Annotated in this window: 22 protein-coding genes and 4 tRNA genes; 9 read left to right on the forward strand and 17 right to left on the reverse strand. The window is 41.0% G+C overall.

Going from position 1 to position 20222, the window contains the following annotated elements:
* Nucleotides 1-23 precede the first annotated feature (23 nt).
* The 6 genes from CSE00_RS01715 to CSE00_RS01740 all read right to left on the reverse strand — a co-directional run bounded on the left by CSE00_RS01715 (nt 24) and on the right by CSE00_RS01740 (nt 2311).
* Nucleotides 24-446: an MHO_1590 family protein gene (locus CSE00_RS01715; protein WP_127942860.1), complete on the reverse strand. Its 423-nt coding sequence runs from the start codon at nt 444-446 to the stop codon at nt 24-26.
* Complete coding sequence (locus tag CSE00_RS01720; RefSeq protein ID WP_127942861.1) at nt 436-1638, reverse strand: MHO_1580 family protein; 1203 nt, start codon at nt 1636-1638, stop codon at nt 436-438. The genes CSE00_RS01715 and CSE00_RS01720 overlap by 11 nt, the downstream gene beginning before the upstream one ends.
* Entirely contained in the window at nt 1631-1987 is a 357-nt protein-coding gene (locus tag CSE00_RS01725) for an MG284/MPN403 family protein (RefSeq protein ID WP_127942862.1), read from the reverse strand. The genes CSE00_RS01720 and CSE00_RS01725 overlap by 8 nt, the downstream gene beginning before the upstream one ends.
* 93 nt (nt 1988-2080) lie before the next feature.
* A tRNA-Phe gene (locus CSE00_RS01730) sits at nt 2081-2156 on the reverse strand.
* Nucleotide 2157: 1 nt separating this feature from the next.
* Nucleotides 2158-2233, reverse strand: a tRNA-Asp gene (locus CSE00_RS01735).
* A 1-nt stretch (nt 2234) separates the two neighbouring features.
* Nucleotides 2235-2311: transfer RNA gene (locus CSE00_RS01740), tRNA-Met, on the reverse strand.
* 219 nt (nt 2312-2530) lie between these two features.
* Between CSE00_RS01740 and CSE00_RS01745 the strand changes: the two genes are divergently transcribed.
* The 8 genes from CSE00_RS01745 (at nt 2531) to CSE00_RS01780 (ending at nt 8847) form a co-directional block, all read left to right on the forward strand.
* Entirely contained in the window at nt 2531-4174 is a 1644-nt protein-coding gene (locus tag CSE00_RS01745) for a ribonuclease J (protein ID WP_127942863.1), read from the forward strand.
* A 34-nt stretch (nt 4175-4208) separates the two neighbouring features.
* Complete coding sequence (locus CSE00_RS01750; RefSeq protein ID WP_127942864.1) at nt 4209-5000, forward strand: hypothetical protein; 792 nt, start codon at nt 4209-4211, stop codon at nt 4998-5000.
* A 200-nt stretch (nt 5001-5200) separates the two neighbouring features.
* Entirely contained in the window at nt 5201-5527 is a 327-nt protein-coding gene (locus CSE00_RS01755) for a hypothetical protein (protein ID WP_127942865.1), read from the forward strand.
* Nucleotides 5527-5865: a thioredoxin family protein gene (locus CSE00_RS01760; protein ID WP_127942866.1), complete on the forward strand. Its 339-nt coding sequence runs from the start codon at nt 5527-5529 to the stop codon at nt 5863-5865. The genes CSE00_RS01755 and CSE00_RS01760 overlap by 1 nt, the downstream gene beginning before the upstream one ends.
* Nucleotide 5866: 1 nt before the next feature.
* Entirely contained in the window at nt 5867-7534 is a 1668-nt protein-coding gene (locus tag CSE00_RS01765) for a GIY-YIG nuclease family protein (protein ID WP_127942867.1), read from the forward strand.
* A gap of 1 nt (nt 7535) precedes the next feature.
* Nucleotides 7536-8006, forward strand: a complete 471-nt coding sequence (locus CSE00_RS01770; RefSeq protein ID WP_127942868.1) for a YfcE family phosphodiesterase — start codon at nt 7536-7538, stop codon at nt 8004-8006.
* Nucleotides 8007-8051: 45 nt separating this feature from the next.
* Nucleotides 8052-8128, forward strand: a tRNA-Arg gene (locus tag CSE00_RS01775).
* A gap of 23 nt (nt 8129-8151) precedes the next feature.
* Nucleotides 8152-8847: a DUF3196 family protein gene (locus CSE00_RS01780; protein WP_127942869.1), complete on the forward strand. Its 696-nt coding sequence runs from the start codon at nt 8152-8154 to the stop codon at nt 8845-8847.
* Here CSE00_RS01780 and tig read toward each other — a convergent pair.
* Complete coding sequence (gene tig / locus CSE00_RS01785) at nt 8844-10118, reverse strand: trigger factor (protein ID WP_127942870.1); 1275 nt, start codon at nt 10116-10118, stop codon at nt 8844-8846. The genes CSE00_RS01780 and tig overlap by 4 nt on opposite strands.
* A 90-nt stretch (nt 10119-10208) precedes the next feature.
* Between tig and trpS the strand changes: the two genes are divergently transcribed.
* Entirely contained in the window at nt 10209-11198 is a 990-nt protein-coding gene (gene trpS, locus CSE00_RS01790; RefSeq protein WP_127942871.1) for a tryptophan--tRNA ligase, read from the forward strand.
* On the opposite strand, the gene CSE00_RS01795 is transcribed toward trpS, so the two are convergent.
* From CSE00_RS01795 to gap, 10 genes are all read right to left on the reverse strand, one after another.
* Nucleotides 11195-12166, reverse strand: coding sequence for a YitT family protein (locus CSE00_RS01795; protein WP_127942872.1), 972 nt, complete (start codon nt 12164-12166; stop codon nt 11195-11197). The genes trpS and CSE00_RS01795 overlap by 4 nt on opposite strands.
* 63 nt (nt 12167-12229) lie before the next feature.
* Nucleotides 12230-13474: a hemolysin family protein gene (locus CSE00_RS01800; RefSeq protein ID WP_127942873.1), complete on the reverse strand. Its 1245-nt coding sequence runs from the start codon at nt 13472-13474 to the stop codon at nt 12230-12232.
* Nucleotides 13475-13476: 2 nt separating this feature from the next.
* Complete coding sequence (gene dnaB, locus CSE00_RS01805) at nt 13477-14802, reverse strand: replicative DNA helicase (RefSeq protein ID WP_127942874.1); 1326 nt, start codon at nt 14800-14802, stop codon at nt 13477-13479.
* On the reverse strand, nt 14792-15232 hold the full coding sequence (rplI, locus tag CSE00_RS01810) for a 50S ribosomal protein L9 (protein ID WP_127942875.1): 441 nt from the start codon (nt 15230-15232) through the stop codon (nt 14792-14794). The genes dnaB and rplI overlap by 11 nt, the downstream gene beginning before the upstream one ends.
* On the reverse strand, nt 15232-17199 hold the full coding sequence (locus CSE00_RS01815; protein WP_127942876.1) for a DHH family phosphoesterase: 1968 nt from the start codon (nt 17197-17199) through the stop codon (nt 15232-15234). Before CSE00_RS01815 ends, rplI begins: the two co-directional genes overlap by 1 nt.
* Before the next feature lie 116 nt (nt 17200-17315).
* The gene (gene rpsR, locus CSE00_RS01820) at nt 17316-17579 is read right to left on the reverse strand and encodes a 30S ribosomal protein S18 (RefSeq protein WP_127942877.1); all 264 of its coding nucleotides are present in this window, start codon (nt 17577-17579) and stop codon (nt 17316-17318) included.
* 24 nt (nt 17580-17603) lie between these two features.
* Nucleotides 17604-18071 carry a single-stranded DNA-binding protein gene (locus tag CSE00_RS01825; RefSeq protein ID WP_127942878.1) on the reverse strand — a complete coding sequence of 156 codons (468 nt, stop codon included), beginning with the start codon at nt 18069-18071 and terminating at the stop codon, nt 17604-17606.
* Nucleotide 18072: 1 nt separating this feature from the next.
* A complete protein-coding gene (gene rpsF, locus CSE00_RS01830; protein ID WP_127942879.1) occupies nt 18073-18546 on the reverse strand; it encodes a 30S ribosomal protein S6 in 474 nt (157 codons plus the stop codon).
* Between the two features lie 59 nt (nt 18547-18605).
* Entirely contained in the window at nt 18606-19181 is a 576-nt protein-coding gene (gene yihA, locus CSE00_RS01835; RefSeq protein ID WP_127942880.1) for a ribosome biogenesis GTP-binding protein YihA/YsxC, read from the reverse strand.
* Between the two features lie 5 nt (nt 19182-19186).
* Nucleotides 19187-20179: a type I glyceraldehyde-3-phosphate dehydrogenase gene (gene gap / locus CSE00_RS01840; RefSeq protein ID WP_127942881.1), complete on the reverse strand. Its 993-nt coding sequence runs from the start codon at nt 20177-20179 to the stop codon at nt 19187-19189.
* Between the last annotated feature and the right edge of the window lie 43 nt (nt 20180-20222).

Genomic DNA, 20222 nt, shown 5'->3' on the forward strand with positions numbered 1-20222 from the left:
TATACCAGTCTGCCCAAGCAGGTTTATTCAACCCGGAGACGGTAAGTTTGGCTGGTCCGCTTTTTTTCGCGCTCTAATTCAAAACCAACCACAACTTCTTGCGGGCTAATTTGATTGACTCCGTACCAGAGACGATCTTTTTGGCCGATTTCAATTTGACTCACTACGTAAGCGACCACTTCGCTAACCATTGATTCGCTAATAATTGCTTGCAAAGAAGAAATTCTTAGGTGACGATAAAAATCTTGACTATTTAACTTGGGGAAAACTTCTTCGTTGGAACTCGGCAGTACGCCCGGTTTAAAAGTTATCAGTTTTTCCTTTGGATCTTGGTTAGAGTCGGACTTTTTGGTTGAGTAAACTAAAACCAAAATTAACGAAAGCGATCCGACGCAAACGCTCAGAGGAACTAACGCTCCCAGTATTTTGAGCAACTTATTTTTCACTGAGACGCCTAAGTATTTCTAAATTTAAAAGTCGACCTTTTTTCTTCAAATACTCTATAAGTGTTTTTTGTCCTCGCTGATTGAAATAACGAGTCTTCTTAATTTCATCTTTGGGCGCGAGGTTTTCCGCGATTAAAAGTCGAATTAGTCCGTAGTAAGCATCTAAAATCGGTTTTTCAATCCAGTTAACACTAGCGATTGTAAATTGATCATAAACGCCGTTGAGTGAAGTTTTAAGCTCCCGTTCGTAAAGACCTTGAAAGTTTCAGGGTACTTGGTCACCCACTTGAGCGCTAGGATCGCGGCCGATTTTAACTTCACCAGCTTGGTAGTCGTAAAACGTGGTTTGAAAAGTTAGAATACGACCGACCAAGAAAGTTGATAAGTCACCTTGCTGAGTTGATAAATTAGTTTGCACTGGTTGGCTTATACCTTCAAAGTAGGTGATTAGTTTTTGGTTACTTTTCAGAGCCGAGGTTTTTAGTGAACCAACTTGGACAAAATGGTCAAATGTGGGCAAACTCCCATCGTCGTTGTGCACGTAAATCTGGGCTAAAACTTCGGCGTTTTTCCAAGGATTAATTTTTTCAGGCACGACTACCATGTGGTTGTACTGAACTTGGCTGACGGGAACAATGCGCCGCAATTTATCGGTTTGAAAATTAAACCGTTTGCTGCCGTGACCATCTTCCCAAGGGATGGTAAAGGCAATTTTTTTAGGTAGTTTTAAGTGTAATGCTTGGTTAGGGTAGAGCGTTTTTTGGTTAACTGGGTAGTAAAAGTGAGGAGTTAGTATGTAAGTAATGTAATCAATTGGGATTGATTGACTTACGTAAGTGCGCCTGAGTCCGAAAGCGATCATTTTAGACGATCTTAGTTTTTGGTTTTTAAATTGACTACGGTGGTAAGTGTGTCTTGACACGGGTCTGGGAAATGTGGTTTTAAAACCTTGACTAATTTGAAAAGCGTTGTTAACGTTGAGAAAAGATGATCCCTCGCCGTGTTTTACCATCGGAATGTCGTGTAGATAAATGTCGACATCAAAAGTGTCATCAACCAAATTTCGTTTGATTCATGAGGCTTCGCTCATTTGGTTTAGGTAAGGTCAAGATAAACCGCCCTTCAAAAAAACATACGGTTTTAATTGAAATTTTTCTTCAATTGTGACTAAATCGAGCGGATTTTTAAGCATAAAGCATAAAAAGAAATTGGTCAATCGCTTCGTGCTTTAGTTTGTAATAAGTCGTTTTAGATCAGTGTTGCAAATACCAGTGCGGATTAGGGTCGACTTCAATGAAATCTTTTTCTAAAATTTGAACGTAATCTCGTCGCAGCAAAGACAAAATCGTTTCAAAAATTGACATCGTTTTAATGTTGAGCAAGTTTTGTTTTCTCATCGAGTCTGATAAGTTGTTGGAGTGTTTAAATTTTGTTTCGTAAATGTTGTGGGCATTTTTTATTTTCTTAAACATCAAGCAAACTTTAGTGATCAGAAGTTTTTTGTCACGGTACGGAATTTTGTTAATACTTTCGATACTCATTTAGAGCGTTTTACCTCCAACTAAATATTGGTAAAACGACAAATTTTGTTAAAAAAAACACCCCCTGCGTTTCAAGGAGTGAGGGAAGTGATATGGTGGCTCCGCCAGGAATCGAACCAGGGACACACGGAGCTTCAATCCGTTGCTCTACCGACTGAGCTACAGAGCCGTGGCGGTCTAGACGGGAATCGAACCCGCGATTTCCTCCGTGACAGGGAGGTGTATTAACCACTTTACCACTAGACCATGGGAGCGGGGGACAGGATTCGAACCTGCGACCTTTGGATTATGAGCCCAACGAGCTAACCACTGCTCCACCCCGCCATTTAAGGCAGAGTTATTATACGATAAGATTCTGGCAAAAAGACGAGTATTCTACTTAGTTTATCGCAAAAGCAAACGGTTACTAACTTGGTCAGGCCGGGATAATTATTGACCTACAATTAACTTTATTGTATATAATGGCGGAAAGAACAACACTTCTTCTTTTGCTAGAATTGAGCACTAATAATTTAATTCTCAATCAAAAGGAACTCAATCAAAATGGCTGACATCAACATATTTGCGCTCGGTGGACAAGACGAAAACGGAAAAAATTGTTACGTTCTAGAAGTTAATCGTGACATTTACGTGATTAACGCTGGTATTAAAGTGCCCATTAATAACCGTTACGGAATTGACGGGATTATTCCAAGTTTTGACTACTTAGTCAAACGTCGTAAATCAATTAAAGGTATTTTCATTACCCACGCTCATGACGATGTTTTTGCCGCGCTTCCTTGGTTGATTATGGATTTAAAGGGCGTGAAAATCTACGCCTCTAACTTCACTAGCAAAGTTATCAAAGACCGCATCTCAAAGTACAAAATTAACCACCAAGACTACGAGATTAAAGTCATCAACAAGCGGATGAATTTTGGTTCTGTAGAAGTTGAGCCTTTTGAAGTAGCTAATTCAATCGTTGGCTCTTACTGCTATAAGTTTTTGACGCCCGACGGCGACATTGTTTTTATGTCTAACTTTATCATTGACGACCTTGGTCAATTTGGTAAAACTAGTTTAAACCGCATCGCTCAACCCAATCGAAAAATTTTAGCGCTCATGTTAGATGCTCGTCGCTCTAATTTTCACGGCCGCTCTTCGGAGCACAAAAGCGTTGTACCAATTATTGAACCCCAGTTTAGCAGCGCATCTCCGACCGAAAGAATTATCGTCGGTGCTTATGACGAAGAAATGTACGTGCTGCAAGAAGTTCTTGAACTGTGCGTCAAATATAACCGCCCGGTTGTTTTGTACGGAAGAACTTACCAAACTCTTTACAACTTTTTAAAAATGGAAAACCCGAGTTTATCAGAACCCCGCATTTTAGATTACCGCACTATTAGTAAACACGATAACGCAGTTGTTCTCATCACTGGCACTTGGTCAAGACTTTACCAGCGTTTTGTTCGAATTGCCGAGCGCGCCGATGTTTATCTTAAACTCAAAAGCACCGATCGCATCGTTATGATCGCGCCGCCGATTAATGGTTTAGAAGTTGAGTACACCCAAATGCTTGACAAAGTTACTATGACAACGGCCAATATCACCGAGGTAACTTACAGCGATTATTACTCGCTGCGTCCGGCTGACTTAGACATTCGCGAAACAGTTCAGGTCTTAAAACCGCAGTATTTTATTCCCATTTCAGCTTTGTACCGTTACTTAGTAGTCGCTAAAAACTTAGCCGCTCAAGAAGGCGTGACGCTTGACCGTTCAATTGTTCTCCAAAACGGCAAAGTGGTTTGAATTCAAAACGGCCGACTTGTGTCGCAAAAAGGTCGGATTAAAGAGCAAGACGAAGTCATAATTGACGGTTTTGGCATCGGGGACATTTCTTACGAAGTAATTAAGGAGCGCGAAGTTTTATCGGCTAATGGACTAGTTAGCATCGCGATTCAAATTAACCCTAAGAGCAAAAAAATTGTTCGAGAAAACAGTTCCATCCAATTCGTTGGTGTGGCAGGTAAATCTAAGATTGAAGAGCTAAACCTCTTAACTTGGCAAGTTCTAGAACAAAAAGTAGAACAAGCCGAAAAGTGGGATGTGAAAGAGGTTCAAAACAGTGTGCGAAAAAGACTCAAAAAACTGCTAGTCCGGTTAATTGAAAAAACTCCGATTGTTTTAGTAACTTTTTACGAAGTGTAAGCGTTTTAGTTAATCTATAATTGTGGAATAACCCATGCCAAAACAAAAAACAGAAACTTCTTATTTGTGGTGAAAAGATCAAAAAATCTTTGGCACTTGCCTGCTCATAGTAGCGGTTAGTTTTCAAATTTTTGCTTTTTTAGACATTCCCGTCATGACCACTATTCACGGTTACACCGTCGGCCTAATGCTTGGATTTTACAACCCGCTTTTTTACGCCTTAGTTATTTACGTCGCTCTGCGCTACTTAACCAGCGGACGATTAGTGCTGCCTAGGTGAATCAAAATTAAAACTAGCACTTACTGCGTTTTGGTGGTTTCAATTTTGTTTGTTTCGGCTTCTTCGGGCTACTACCAAACTGAAACGGGATGATTCGCAGTTGGTCCGAAAACTTGGACCGCCTTTGAAAGGTGGTTTCTCGACTTTACTAGAAATTGGAACGCTTGGTTTCCGGCTAACACAAACGGAGGCGTAATTGGCGTTTTTCTCTACTCTTTCTTTGCCATGATACTTTCTGGAGTTGGCGCTTTCGTGGTGGCAATCTTATGGGTGGTGGTACCTTTTTCCATTCTTTTCACAGGCTCTGTTTGAGGTCTTTATTACCGACTGCTAAGTAACCGGGTGGTTTTAAAAGTTAAGCCAATTAAGCGCAAAAAAGTTGCCAAATCTTCCGTGGCAACCATTGCCGCAACCCAAGGCGACTCAGTCAGCTCTGAGCAAGTTGTTAAAGGCGAAAAAGTCGCTCTGGATTTAGTCGTTGATAAGCCTAATTTACCGACTAGCGACTTAACTCAGGAAGAAACGACCTTTGATGACCCTTTTTAAATTTTGTTATAATCTTTCTTAAATTAGCAAGGAATCAAAATGCCCAACCGAAGAAAAAAATCTTTCCAAGATCACCGCAAACGTTTAATTGAGCGCGGAGTGATTACCAAACTAGATAAATTGGAAAAAATCAAATTTAAGCGCAGCTAACCAGAAAATAGAGACTGGGCACGTTTCTTCTATAATATTTTTGCATTTCAATGAAAAGAATAACGTTTAACCGCGACAAGTATGGAACGCTTGATTTTTTAATGGCTTTGTTTGTTTTACTAGTTCATTGCCTAGCTTTTGCTTTTTACTTAGCGCTTGTCCTTTCGCTTTACTTTCTTTTTTACGGTGATTTTAACTTATCACCAGCCAAATGAATAACTCTCTTGGCCTATCCGCTTAGTTTGGGCGTATTTTTTAACGCCACTCTTCAAATTATTTACAGCGAAATAGGCGGTCTTTGAATTAGGATGTCAATGTGACTTCACACTTTTATTTTGGCAGGTTTAATCGCGGTGATTGTTTTTGTGGTGAATTAATGAGAAAAATAACTTGAAGCGAATGTCAAAAAGAAATTAAAACGGGAACTCACCTCGTGGTCTTTACGACCGAGTGGTGCGGTGATTGCAAAATGGCCAAGCCCATCTTGAGGGATCTTCAGAAAGAGTTTGCTAATGACCCGATTTCTTTTGTTGAAGTTGACGCTCAAGAAGCCGCCCTTTTTGGCCGGGAAAATTCCGGTTCTTGAAAAGTGCTCAAAGTTCCCGCTTTTTACTTAGTCAAAGACGGCCACGCTCATTTGCTCGGGTATGAATACTTGCCGTTTGAAAAGTTAAAACAAGCGATTAGTCTCGTGGTTCCTAGAGGTAAGACATAAGATGGACCAAAGCCGACTAGATCACATTCCGGCTAAACCAGGCATTTACTTGTGGAAAGATCAAATCGGCGAAATTTTATACGTTGGCAAAGCTAAGAATCTTCGCAATCGCATGCGGCAGTATTTTCGAGGCATGCTTAACTCTTATAAAACCGCTGCCTTAGTTAGGCAAATATCTGATTTTGACTACATCATCACACCCAACGAAAGAGATGCGCTAATTTTAGAAAAAAACTTCATTGAAAAGCATCTTCCGAAGTTCAACGTCAAACTTTTAGACGATAAACACTATCCCTACATTGAAGTCAGACGCACTCAAGGTTTAACCATCAAAACCCTTTACCGAATTCGATCACAGAAGGCCGCTAAAAACGCTTTTTACTACGGGCCTTTTCCGACCGGGTTTGGTGTTCGTAAAATCGTTAATCTTTTAAACAGAATGTACGTTTATGAAAAAGGTCTGCCGATTGTCAATTTTGATTCGGTCACCTTAGATATTAAGTTTCGAGAAATTAAAAAGCTTCTATCTAGTCAAACAAGTCACCTAGTTAAATTTTTGAAAGAAAAGATGCAAATTGCGGCTGAAAAACATAACTATGAAATGGCCCATGAAATCAAGCAAACTATTCAAGCGCTTGAAACATTGGAAAACCACCAAACGGCTCGGATTAATAACTTGAAAAACATCGACGTAGTCGTTTTTTTAGAACAAGAGGGCTACTTGGCCGTTTCGATGCTTTTTTACCGCCAAGGCAACTTGCTATCGCGCTACGAAAAAATCGTCGAAAAAATCGCTCCCACGCCCGACACCATTCGCCAGTTTGTCAGTCAATACTACCAATCCAACCTCAAACCGGATATGCTACTTTCCAACTGAAACTTTGAAAGTACCGATTTTCAAGTTATCGTTCCGCGCCAAGGTAACAACAAAAAAATTGTTGACTTAGCGATTGAAAACGCCCGGGATAATTTAGCGGAAAAATTAAAACAGTTTAAGTTGGTTCAGTCAAGCAAACAGAAAGTTTTGCAAGATCTTCAAACGATTCTAGGGCTTGAAAGTCTTAGTCAAATTGACATAGTTGACACTTCTCACACCAACAACACTTTACCAATCGGCGTGGTAGTAGTTTACCAAGAGGGCGTGAAAGTGCCGCGTAAATTTAGAAAATACAGTTTAACTTCTGGCGCTAGAAAGGCCGACGTTGAGTACATGCAGCAACTTTTATTCAAACACTATGAGGAGCGTAAAAACGCTTGACCCAGTTTACTAATTGTAGACGGAGGTCGTGCTCAACAAAACATAGCCCAAAACATTTTGCCGAGCGTTCCGGTCGTGGCACTGGGTAAAAATCGCGAACACAAGACCGATTATTTACTTAATCCGATCGGACAAAAAATTAAGCTCAAAAAATCTGATTTGTATAATTTTTTAAGTGGGATGCAAATTGAAGTTGATCGTTATGCCAAAGTAATTCACCGCCGCAAAAGACAAACTACTTTGGAGGGGATTTTAACTAGCATTAAAGGCATTGGTCTTGCTACTGAAAAAAAACTCCTCGAACATTTTGGTGATTACGCCAGCATTTACAACGCTTCAGTTGACCAGCTAACCAAGGTGGTACCAATGCGGTTAGCTCGGGCTATTAAAGAGAGATTAGGGGAAAAATAACATGTTCACAATTTTAGTCATTTCCGACAACCACGGCGATAAGGCTGTGATGGAAAAAGTTTTGGAAAAAGAGAGTTACGATTACAGCGTTCACCTAGGTGACTCTCAAATGAGCGAGGCCGAAATTAAAAGCATGTTTAACTTTTACGTGGGAGGGAATAACGACCAAGACTTTAGCGTTGAAGAGGAAGTGATTGAATTCGACCACCTAAGAATTGCGATTTGTCACGGTCACACCGTTTTTGACCGCTCGGGAGGTAGGCAATTGGCGCTAGCCCAGTTTGCTCAAAAATATCGCGCTTCAGTTGTCTTTTTTGGTCACACGCACATTCCCGCTTGGGAAAACTACCAGGGTTTAACTTTGATTAATCCCGGTTCAATTACTTTCCCGCGTTCGTTTGAAGGTAAGACTTACTGCCTAGTTGAAATCGATGATTACAAAATTGCTAACGTGATTTTTAAAAACCCTTAATCTAATCAAACTCTAAGGTGTTAAAATAAAAGTTATCACTTAATCGGTCGTGTAGCTCAGTAGGATAGAGCACGTGCCTTCTAAGCATGTGGTCGCAGGTTCGACTCCTGCCACGATCGCCATTTTTTTATTGACCTAATTGATTATGTCGCCGAACTACTACCAAAACAAGTTAAACCAAATTGAAAAATTAGCCAGCGAAAAACGGTTTGAAGAGGCTTACAAGTTAGTTCGTGAGGAACTTGACCTTCCTTATGTGCCTTGGAAATACGAGCAATTTTTTCGGCGTTGGAACGACTTTTTAGTTCGGGAGTTAAAACAACTTTCTCCCGACCAAAAGGCAACCATAATGAGCCAGGAAGAGTTTTGCCAATCTCTAGCCAGTCAAGACGCCCAAAAAATTGCTTTAGCTTTGCAAAGTGCCCGCCACATTAATCTCCACCCCATTCAAGACCAGGTCAAAAATTGAATTAGCCAAGCAGACCCTGCCAACCGCTTGGCCAAAATCATTTTGATGGATGAGTTAGCTCGACAAAAAATTGGCGGTCAAGTTGTTTTTGAAAACCAAAAGGTTGACTTAGCCAAGTTTGACCAGTATTTTGACGCTAGTTTCTACACCGAAGTTTTAGAAGAGTTTGACAAACTCAGCACCCAAAATCCTTCTCTGCAAAAATTAGCGGTTCAAAACTTCAAAAATTATTTGTTGGCCAATTTTCCTCAGTCTGTTCAGCGTCCCAACCTAGCTAAAGCAATTGTGCGAGTAACGCAAAAAATGCTCGGTGCAAAAGTTGATCTTACCACCGAAGAAAAACTGATTCTCAAGCAAATTAAAGAATTTTAAGCGTTAAGTTCAATTAAACGGTTGATAACCTTATCGTTAATAATTGGCACTTGGGCGTAATTTTTACCGATCATTTTTTTAATCTCTTCAATCGGCTTGTTGTACATTTTGGCAAATTTTTGGTACTGCTGCTCAAAATCTTCCTCGGTTGGACGAATTTTTTCAGCCCGAGCTATTTCGGCAAAAATGAATGAGTCAACTAATCTTTTCACAGCTTGCTCGCGAAAGTGATCGTTAAGTTTGCGCTCATCTAAACCGAGCGAAGAAGCGTAGTCTTTCAAAGTGTAATTTTGGCGTTTAAGATTTTCGCTAAATTGCTCCTTGATAGCTTGAACCTCTTTATCAATTAATACATCCGGCACAACCACTTTTGTGTTGGATTTGAGTTTTTCAAAAACAGCTTGAATAAATTTATGGCGACTTTGCATGGCGTTTTGTTCAACAAACATTTCGCGAATGTGTTGACGAAGTTCTTTTAAATTGCTAACGTTTTTTAGTCCGACTTCTTGGGCTAATTTATCGTCTAACTCAGGCAGTTCTTTGACTTTAATTTCGTGTATTTTTATTTTAAAGACCGCCGCTTTACCTTTTAAAGATGCTACGTTGTAATCGTCGGGAAAGTTAACTTTTATTTCGCTTTCCTGTCCTTTAGCAAGACCGATCATTTGCTCTTCAAAACCAGGAATGAATTTCTGAGACCCAATTTCTAAAACGTAATCTTTTGCCCGACCGTTTTCAAATGGCTTGCCTTCTATGAAGCCTTCAAAGTCAAATTTGACTAAGTGCCCTTTGGCGATTTTGCCTTCGTAAGGAACGAGTAAGGCGTGTTTTTCGCGGAGATTTTCGAGTTCTTTTTCGATTTGACTTTCCTCAATTTTGACGCTCTCGTATTTGATTCCCAAGTTTTTGTAGTTGGCTAAATTAATTTTGGGGTAGACAGCGTAACGTAGTTCAATCGCCAATTCTTTGTCGCTAATTTTGTTAATTTTAGGGACTGGTTGGTCAAGAATTTTATCCTCGGGCGAAATTAATTCCCGGGCTTTTTTAACTAAGTCATCAAGTATTTTATCAATCGCTTTGGCTTGAATTTCGTGCTTACTAATGTGCTGTTTAGCAATCGCTTCTGGCACTTGGCCTTTGCGAAAACCTTTAACTAAGAGCGAATTACGAAGTTGTGCGAAACTATTTTTTTGGGCAGCAACTCACTGAGCACTTTCGACTTCGTTCACTATAACTAACTCTGACTTTTGGGCGTCAAAAACTTTTTTCATCCTTACATCCTTTGGTTGGTATGGGCTTATGCACACTGATTATACATTATCCAAATTAGTAAAAAATTAATCGGGTAAAATACACTTACTATGTCTAAGCCTCGCCTTGTAACCGGCATTACCGCGACTGGAAAAATAACTTTGGGAAATTACATCGGCGCGATCAAGCAGTTGATAGCTTTGCAAGATCGTTACGAATTGTTTGTTTTTGTGGCTGATTTACACGCTTTGACGATTGAAATAGACGCTAAAACTTTGGTTTCTAACCGTCAGCAAATCGCAGCGCTGTATTTGGCTTGCGGTTTAGATCCTAAAAAAGTAACTTTGTTTTACCAATCTGATGTCCCAGCCCACACTCAACTAGCTTGAATCATGCAAAACATTGTCACGGTGGGCGAACTATCGCGAATGACCCAGTTCAAGGATAAAGGTCAAAAACAAGCTAACCAGACCACCCAAATTCGGGGCGGACTTTTAACTTATCCAACTTTAATGGCGGCCGACATCCTGCTTTACAGTCCCAAATTGGTGCCCGTCGGATCTGATCAAGTCCAACACCTGGAATTGACAGCTCACTTAGCTCAGCGTTTTAACAATAAGTACGGACACACTTTTGAAATACCCGAGCCGCTTTTGCCGACTGTGGGAGCTAAAATTATGTCACTGACAGACCCGACTAAAAAAATGTCGAAATCCGACCCTAACCCTAAAAGTTTCATCGCTTTACTTGACGATCCCGAGCAAGCAGTTGAGAAAATTTTGCGTTCCAAAACCGATTCGGAAAATAAAATTTACGTAGATGAGCAAAAACCAGGTATCAAAAACTTGCTCACCATTTACGCCGCTTTAACTAACGGTTCGCTGAAGATAGCCAGTCAAATTTTTGCCAAGGAAAACAGTTATTTACCACTTAAGCAAGCCGTGGCGCACGAAGTTAAACAGTGCTTAACAGCGATTCAAAGTCGCTACGAGCATTTTTTTGACAAAACCGAAGAGGTCCTAAAAAAGGGCGCTCAAAAAGCCAATCAAATAGCTAATAAGCAATACCAACTGGTTGCCCAAAAATTGGGACTTCTTTAGTTTTGGTCAACGCTGTCGGTGTTAAATCGACCGTAGTTAAATTTGATTTTAGTCGCGATAATTCAAAGATCTTTGTCAATCGCGTAGAGTTTGCGAATAATGTCGCCCAGTTCTAAGAGCAAAATGGTAGTCGTGATGACTTTTTTATCTTGACCAGTGTAACCAGATTTGAGCGGAATAATTGACCACGCGTGGTGGAAATTACTGTTTTTTAAGTAAGCAGAAACTTTTTCGGGTTGGTTGGAGTAAATATCTAACTTCACTTTTGAGTACTTAGGGTAAATTAGGTCAATAATCACCACGGTCACAAAAAGGTAAGTCAAAGTCCCGATCAAAATTATGAACCACAAATCATGACTGTAAGTTGGACGGTTAAGCGCGACAGAAATGGTAAACGAAATAGCCACCATGAACAAAGAAACAAACGTGTTAATTAAACCGACTGATTTTTTATAACGGTGGGAAAAGTAGTACACGATAATATCAGTGCCGCCCGTTCCGCCGCCGGTTTTTCAAGCTACTCCAATTCCGACGGCTACAATCGCTGCTCCGATCGCGGCCAGCAAAATGACAGTTCAACGCTCTTCGCGAATGGCGTCAATTTCCCGACCGGTTCAAAAACTTTTAATTCAAAATTCGCCAACTTGGGGAATTAGAAAAAATAGTCCGAAAAGCGCTTGTAGGACTAAGAAATAAAGCGATTTATAAATGTAGCGACGGCTGATTTTTTTCCAAAAAATCGCTATGAGCGGAATGTTAAGCGCAAAATAAATTAACGAAGCAAAAGGAGTAGCGTCCGGCGCTAAATAAATCGTCAAGTTTGCAAAAGCCATCAGCCCGGTCGGAAAGATGCCGGCTGCGTTGACAAAAGCGTTAATACCAAAAGCGTATAAAAAAGCTGCTCCAACTAACCAAACCCAGGAAAAGCGTTTCCTCTGCATAAAAAAAGATATTGTTTGCTGCTTCATTTTCTATTTTGTAACCAAAAACCAGACTTTGTACTTATACATTAGAAAAACATTTTAGACTATTTAAATCTCTTCTCACCTTAATCTTACCGAGAATTTAGTGCCGAGAACTTTTTTATTTTGGATAACGCGGAAATAAACTTTGTTTTTGTAAATGTAATTCAATTTAAGGTGAATTTTGCGGTTGATCCTTTTTTGAACTCACTGCTTAACGGTTAAATCTTGCACGCTTTCAAATTCCACGTTTTTGATTAGTTCGGCCAAAACCCGCATTTTTAAATCACCACTCACTTCCCAGCGGTTAGGAGCAATTTGATTAATCAAGTGGGAATTGTCGTGTTCGTCATAAATTTCGCCAAAAATTTCCTCAATGATATCTTCAACCGTCACTAACCCAATCACCGCGTTTCCTTGCGTTTTACGAGTTGTGACAAACGCCATGTGCGTCTTGTTAATGCGCAGTTTTTCCAAAACTTTGCCAACCAATAAATTTTTGTCTACGTTAGGAATTTTTTGGATGTAATCGTAGGCTGTGCCCAAATTTTTATGAAGAATGTCTTTGAGCATCACCGCTCCTACAAAACGGTGACCGCGCACAACTGGTAAACGAGAGTGACCAGTTCGGCGAAAAACTTCCAAAAGATACTCAAGCGTGTCGTCGACTTTGACGTAAACGAAATTTTTGCGCAAAGTCATAATGTCCTTGGCTTTCAGCGAGTTAAGACCAATCGCCCGCGAAACAACTAGAGCCCCCTCTTGTTTAATCAATTTTTGCCGGGTTGCAATTGACAAAATTTCCCGAATTTCTTTTTCGGTGATGCTTGTTTTGGAAGAAAGAGCAATTCGCGAAAACGGGAAAGTGAACGGAAAGAGCAAAACATTAAAAAATTCCATCAAGTAGACAATTTTGGAAAGGTAGCCGTAAGAGTAGCGCTTGGCTAAAAGCTTGGGAATTATTTCGCCAAATAGGACCACGATTGGAGTTACAATCGCCGTAACAATGATTGGCACAAACGAAGAATTGACCATGTCTGACCCAGTTACCATGTTAGTGATTAAAGTGGTGGAAATAGACGAAAAGGCGATGTTCACCAAGTTATTGCCAAGTAAAATGGTCGCTAGCGTTCACCCAAAAGATTTATAGTGCTTTTTAATTAGGCGGGCTGAACGGCGATTTTTCCGTAAGTTCTTTTCAATCGTGTACTTAGAAACGGATGAATAAGCTGTCTCGGCCGCCGAGAAAAACATCGAAAAGAAAAGCAGCAAAATTAACACGATTGCAAACGCTAATTGGATAGTTCAAGGCATTTCTAGTCCTTCTTGTCTGTGAAAAGACTGTAACTGGGGTTAAAAGAAAGAATTAAGTTGCCAGTCGCGCCGTTCCGGTGTTTAGACACAATAATTTCGGTTTGGTCTATTTCAGACTTAGGATCTTTATCGCGCTTGTAATACGCTTCGCGGTAAAGAAAAACGATTAAATCGGCATCTTGCTCAATCGCGCCCGATTCACGTAAGTCTGACATCATCGGAATTTTGTTTTCGCGCTGTTCTACCCGACGCGAAAGTTGCGAGAGTGCCACAATTGGAATGTTGAGTTCACGCGCTAGTTTTTTGAGAGTGCTAGAAATGATGCTTACTTCCATTTGACGATTTTCTGATAGGCGATTGCTAATTGAAATTAGCTGTAGGTAGTCAATCACGAGTAAATCGATTTGGGCAACTTTGGCCAGTCGTCGGGCTTTTCAAACCAAATCGGCTAATTTTAGTCCGGGGGAATCATCAACCCATAAGTTTAACTTTTTAATCGCCCGCGTAGCGACGTACATTTTGCGGGTTTCGTTCGGTGTTAAGTTTTTGGGATGGCGAATTTTATTGCCGTGGATAAAACTAAACGAAGCTAAGACGCGGTTAAAAAGTTGGACCGAAGACATTTCTAAGGAAAATATTCCGACTCTTTTGTTTTTAGCAACGTTAGTTGCGATGTTTAAGGCAAAGGCCGTTTTTCCCATTGAAGGCCGGGCGGCAACGATAATTAAGTCCCCGTTTTGAAACCCGAGAGTTAACTCATCAAAAGAAGGAAAGTCGGTTGGTAAACCAGAAACAGTTTGACCCGAAGCTTTTTGCTCAATTTCATATATGGTTCTTTCGATGATTTTTTCAGCTCCGACAAAATCGCGGTACTCAAAACTGCGACTTTGGGAAATTTCTCGCTGGAATTCTTGGATTAAATCATCCGGGTCTTGTCTTTCGTCGGTAATTTTTTGACCAACCCGTTTTAGCATTGACTTAATTTTTTGGCGCTGGGAACGTTTAGCAATTTCGCGGATGTATTTATCTAAATTGGTGCGAATGCCGGCTAGGTCAATCAACTTGGACAAATAAGATTGGGCCGATTCTTTCTGGAAAGTTTGGTGGGATTTAATCGTTCCAAGCAATTCTTGCAAAACTAGCGACTGCTCAATTTCAACGTTATCTTGGAGCAGTTGTAAAATTGCCTGGTAAATAACCCGGTGTTTTTCGTTTTCAAAGTCCTCAACTTGCAAATAACCCCGCACTTTGTCAATTAAGGATGGTTCAATAAACAAAAGACCTAAAAGTTCGGCTTCAATTTGTAAACTAGTAACTTTAGTTTCCATCGCTTTTCACCTCAATTGGCAACCAAGCCGTGATGTTTTTTGACAGTTTAATCGGTACTTTGGTTTTGCCTAAAACACTTATTTTGAGATTTTCAATTCAAAGAGGGTTAACTTCAATTTGGTGTAAGCGCAATTCTTTACAAATTTGCTTACGCGTGATTGATCCGTGGATCCGTTGGTTGACCACCTTGAGATTAAAAGAAAAACTGAGACTCTCAATCGCGTTTTTAAGTTGCGTAAGTTCAAAATTGCGAGTTTCCGTTTTTTGACTTAGATCGGTAATTTTTTTATCCAGCAAATGCTTGGTCTTTAGGTTGTAAGGAACGGCCACACCGCGTTTAATTAGGTAGTTTTTAGCGTATCCATCTTTGACTTCGACCACCTGGTTGGCCTTGCCTAGTTCGCTGTCCTCAAGGAGAATTATCCGCATTATTTATCGCCTTTCCGTGAGACGATGGCTTGGATGACGTTATCAAGAAAAACGTTGAGAGGTTCGGTGGACTGAGCCGCACTCGCTCCAAAGTGTCCTCCGCCACCAACTTGTTCGGCAATCGTTTGCACGTTAGTGTTAATGCCGCGCGCCGAAAGTTTTCAAACTTTTTTACCCGGAGTTTTGGCAATTACAAAGGCGGCTTTCCGACCTTGGGTACGTAAAATTTCGTCGGCCGCCAGTGAAACAATGTCGTCGGGCACTTCCCCGTCGTAAGCGGCTAGAAAATACCCCTCTTTAACTTCCCTTAGTTCGCTCAAAATGGCGTTAACAAGCATTGAGTATTTGCTCGGAATTTTCAAAATTTCGGAGGCTATTTGCGATTGAGCACCGTGTTTTTCTAGTCAAGAAGCGGCGTCAAATGTCTTAGAGGAAATTGATTTTTGGAATTGCTTGGTATCAAGGTAAATCCCGTTGAGCATCAGTTGAACCGAATTTTTGGATGGCTTAATAGCGTAACGCGAAAAGATTAGCATTTCGGTAACGATTTCCGAAGCCGAAGAAGCAAATGTGTCAATGTAAATGTTTTCGATCGGAATTTCGTTTGGCAACTGGCTTGCCCGGTGGTGATCAATGACATAGACGTTGCTTAAGTTGGCTTTATCAAAGACACGCGGGTTTTCAATTCGACTGATTTCGGCCGTATCAACGATAAAGATAACTGTCCCTCGGGACGTAAGTTTTTGAGCGCGGGCTGGGGTAATGAAAATTTCTAACTCGTCGCGCTCAAAAAAGTCGTTCAGCACTTTTTCGACGGTCTTGTCAAAAATTTTGTTTTGAATGTAAATCGGCTTGCCGATGTTTTTAAGCAGTTCGTAAATGCCAAAAGCAGCTCCAATCGCGTCTAAATCAGCGTCAATGTGACCGTAAATAATCACGTTTCGAACTGACGATTGACGAACTTTTTCCTCAATCATGGACGTGATCTGCTTAATTTTTACTCGCGAACTAGGAGCGGCAATTTCGGTTTTAGCTCCGAAGTAGCGCGGTTTTAAATTACTGTATTCAACCGCCACTTGGTCGCCACCCCGTGATTGAGCTTGCAGCAGCCCGTCTTTAGCAAGTTCAAGTAATTCTTTTTGCTGAGTTGATCCAGCTCCAAAGCCAATTGAAATCGTTAAACGTACGCCGTTCATGACGTTTTCGTTACGCACTTCGTCAAGAAAACTAAACTCTTGGCGTTTGAATTCCTCAAGCACACTTTCGTTGCAAACGAGAATGTATTTTCCGTGGACATACTGGCGGTAAATAATGTTGTAGCGATTAACAAGTTGGTCTAGCATTTTTAAAACGATCGTTTGCACGCGGTAAAGTTCATCCTCGGGCAAAACGCCTTGGAGCTGCTGGTAGTTATCAATTTCTAGTTCACCAAAGACGATTTTTTCGTCGCGGTAAGCTTTGAGTAAATTTTGTTCGGTTGTTACGTCTTTAACTACGATGGTACGGTTATGGGCGTTAACTTGTGCTTCGTAAACTAGGGAGTTAGTTTCAAAACGAAACTTGTCTTTTCCCGATTGCAACTTTTCGGCAAAGTCTTCTCCCAAGACATTTAAATCTTGACCGATCAAAGTTTTTTCAAAACGCTGGTCCACAAACTGAGAAACCCAAATAATTTCGCCGTCTTTACTAAAAATGATGACTCCGACACCCGTGGTGTTAATTAAGTCATCAACGTAAAATTCGTAGGAATTACCGATGTTTTCCCGCCGTCTTTTGATGAGCCAGTAGTTATTGATGCCTAGCACCATCAACATAACGATCGTAGCGGCTAAAAGACCGACTAAAACCATCCGGTAAGTAAAACTAATCCGGAAGTAAAATCCGAGCAGAACAATGATTGTGACGTAAGTTGCAAACAGCAAAACGCTAAAAACGACTACGGCTAAACTGGAGCGTTTAATTTTCATCTTCACCAAAGATTATATAGTTATTTGCTTTCTCAATCATTCCTAGACCTGGTAGCAACCATCTTTTGACCTTTAACTCGTTTTGAGCCCGTTTGACGCGACTCAAAAAAATGTTTTTAGCGCTTAATTCTTTCGTTGCTGTAGGGCAACAAAGCCATGTAACGAGCTCTTTTAATGGCGTTAGAAATCGCTCTTTGCTGAAGCGCTGTCACGCCCGTTACTCGGGCTGGTAAAATGCGGCCGTGAATGTTAATAAACTTGCTTAAAAGTTCCACGTTTTTGTAATCAACGTATTTAACTTCGCGTCCAATGTATTGATTTTTGCGGCGACGTTTTCCGCCCTTTGCTTTTGAACGAGGTTTAGTTTTTCGAATTGTCATAAACTTTCCTTTGCTTTTGATAAATTAGAGGTCAAGATCCCAAGGTACATCGTTTTCGCCCAGACTTTCTTTCTTTTGATCTGCAGCAAGGTTTTCTTTGATTGCGGGCTTCTCGTACTCATCAGCGTTAATTTGGAGCTCTTGAGTCCGGGAGATGTTTTGGTTTTGGTTGCGGGCCTCAGCCACAGATTTAGTTTCCAAGGCACTGACGTGGTCACCGGTAATTTCGTAGCGAACTACCACTTGGTTATTGCTGTTTTGGTAAACCGAGGAGGTAAACCAACCTTCAACTGCGATTAACGCACCCTTTTTAAGGTATTTTTCCACGAATTCAGCTTGCTGACGCCAAACTACGATCGGGACAAAATCGGCTTGGTTACGCGCTACTGGTCGGTTTACAGCGATTCTAAAACGTGCGTACTTAACTCCTAAACTGGTTTGGAACACATTCGGATCTTTGACTATTCGACCTACGAGCATAACTTTGTTCATTTTACTTTTCCTTTTCTTTTTCGGTTACTTCTTTGACCGTCTGATCTTCAGATGATGTTTTTGGAATTGGGTTTTCTGATTCAGGCGATGAAGCCGTTTTCTTCGATCAGTCTCGACTAGGGCGTTCATAGTTTCAACGCGGTTTTTCACCAGTTTGTGTTCGTTGGAGAGTCCGTGCACCAGGTCGCGGTTTACGGTCAGTTTTTTCTTGGTCAAGATTAACAACCAAATAACGCCAAACATTTTTGTTAAGGTTGGCTCGGCGGGTAAACTCAGCAATGTTGCTGCCGTCGGTTTCAATGTTAATTAGAATGTATTTAGCGGTTAAAGAGTTGTTAATCGGGTATGCAAGCTGATTTTTTTCGAAGGGACTAATTTGGTAAGAACCGGTTTTAAAAACTTCTTGGGCCAGATTTTCGGTTTGCTTACTGTCGGCCTTGGGATCTACTATCAGCAAAATTTCATACTTAGGCATTAAAATGCCTCCTTTGGACGTTTGACCCTAATGAGGGTAGGAGCATTTGCTCAAGCGCATTATAAACGATTTGGCTCGGCAAGGTGCTCACGAATTGCTCGTTCTAACGTTTGCACAAGCCACTTCTTGCGGGCGGATACGTGAAAAAATCGCTTGTTTTGCTGCTCGGCTGATTTAGATAGCGCGCTTTTTTGGCTCTGGTTAACTAAGTCCCACTTGGTAAAGACTAGTCAGACTTGGTAATCGTTTCTTTGGGAGAGCAAATCAAGTCATTTTTGATCAATCGGCAAAATGTTGCGTCGACTGTCGATCAAAAGTAAAACGATTTTTAATTTTGGACGCTCTAAAAGGTACTGGCTAACCATTTTTTTGAGAGCGCTCGTTTGGAGTTGGCTAAGTTTAGCGTAACCATAACCAGGCAAATCGACCAAATCGTACTCGCCTTGGTTTGAAAACAAGTTAATTAAACGGGTCCGACCGGGCGTTTTGGAAAAATAAGCCAATCTTTTGGAATTAGTTAAGGCGTTAATTAAACTTGATTTACCAACATTGGAGCGACCAATTAAAACCACTTCATTTTGGTTTGAAGTCGGCAGTTGTTTAACCGACTCGGCCGAAAGAGTAATTTTCCACATGGTCTTTACAAGTTGACCAGGTGTTTAAGACTTCTGACATACTGGGCTACGTAAGAACTTTCGTTGTCATACCAAGCGACCAGTTTGTGCATTCTTTTGCCGTCCACATCAATTGTTTGGGTTAGTTTAGCATCTAAAATTGACCCAAACAAGGAGCCGATCACGTCGCTTGAAACAATCGGCTCTTCCGTGTAACCAAACGATTCTGAAGATGCCGCTTGGAGCGCTTGATTAATTTGGTCGCTGTCAACATTTTTTCCCAGTTCGACCACTAAGTCCACTACCGATCCTGTGATGATTGGAACGCGCATGGCAATTCCGTCAAGGCGCCCTTTCAGTTCGGGGATCACTAATCCGATCGCCGAAGCTGCTCCGGTTGAAGTCGGCACAATGTTAACCGCAGCAGCCCGGGCTCTTCTTAAATCCGAGTGGGGAGCATCAACTAATCTTTGGTCAGCTGTGTAGGCGTGAACAGTTGTCATAAAACCGCGCGTAATTTTGAATTTTTCGTGAAGAACTTGTACAACCGGTGCTAGGCAGTTGGTCGTGCAAGAAGCAGCCGAAACGATTTGATCCTTGCTGGTAAGATTTTGGTGGTTAACGCCGTAAACAATCGTTTTCATATCGCCTTGACCCGGTGCTGAGATCAGGACTTTTTGGGCTCCCGCTTTTAAGTGTTTACCAGCCGCTTCTTTGCTTCTAAAAAACCCCGTTGATTCAACCACGGCATCCACACCCATTTTTTTCCACGGCAATTTTTCGGGGTCACGCTCGGAAAAAACCGCAATTTTTTGACCGCCAACAATTAGTAGGTTTTCACCCACTTCAACGGGTAAATTAAATTTACCTTGGGCTGAATCGTATTTTAGTAGGTGAGCCAAAACGTTTGGGGCCGTTAAATCGTTAATAGCAACAACTTGAAAATTTTTGTCCTTAATAATTTGACGAAAGACGAGTCTCCCGATTCTACCAAAGCCATTGATGGCGATTTTTTTCATATTATCTCCCGAACTGTCAAGTTCTTTTTCACATTATACGGCA

Origin of the sequence: Mycoplasma sp. ATU-Cv-703, assembly GCA_004011965.1 — a bacterium.
GTDB lineage: Bacteria > Bacillota_I > Bacilli_A > Mycoplasmatales > Metamycoplasmataceae > RYZV01.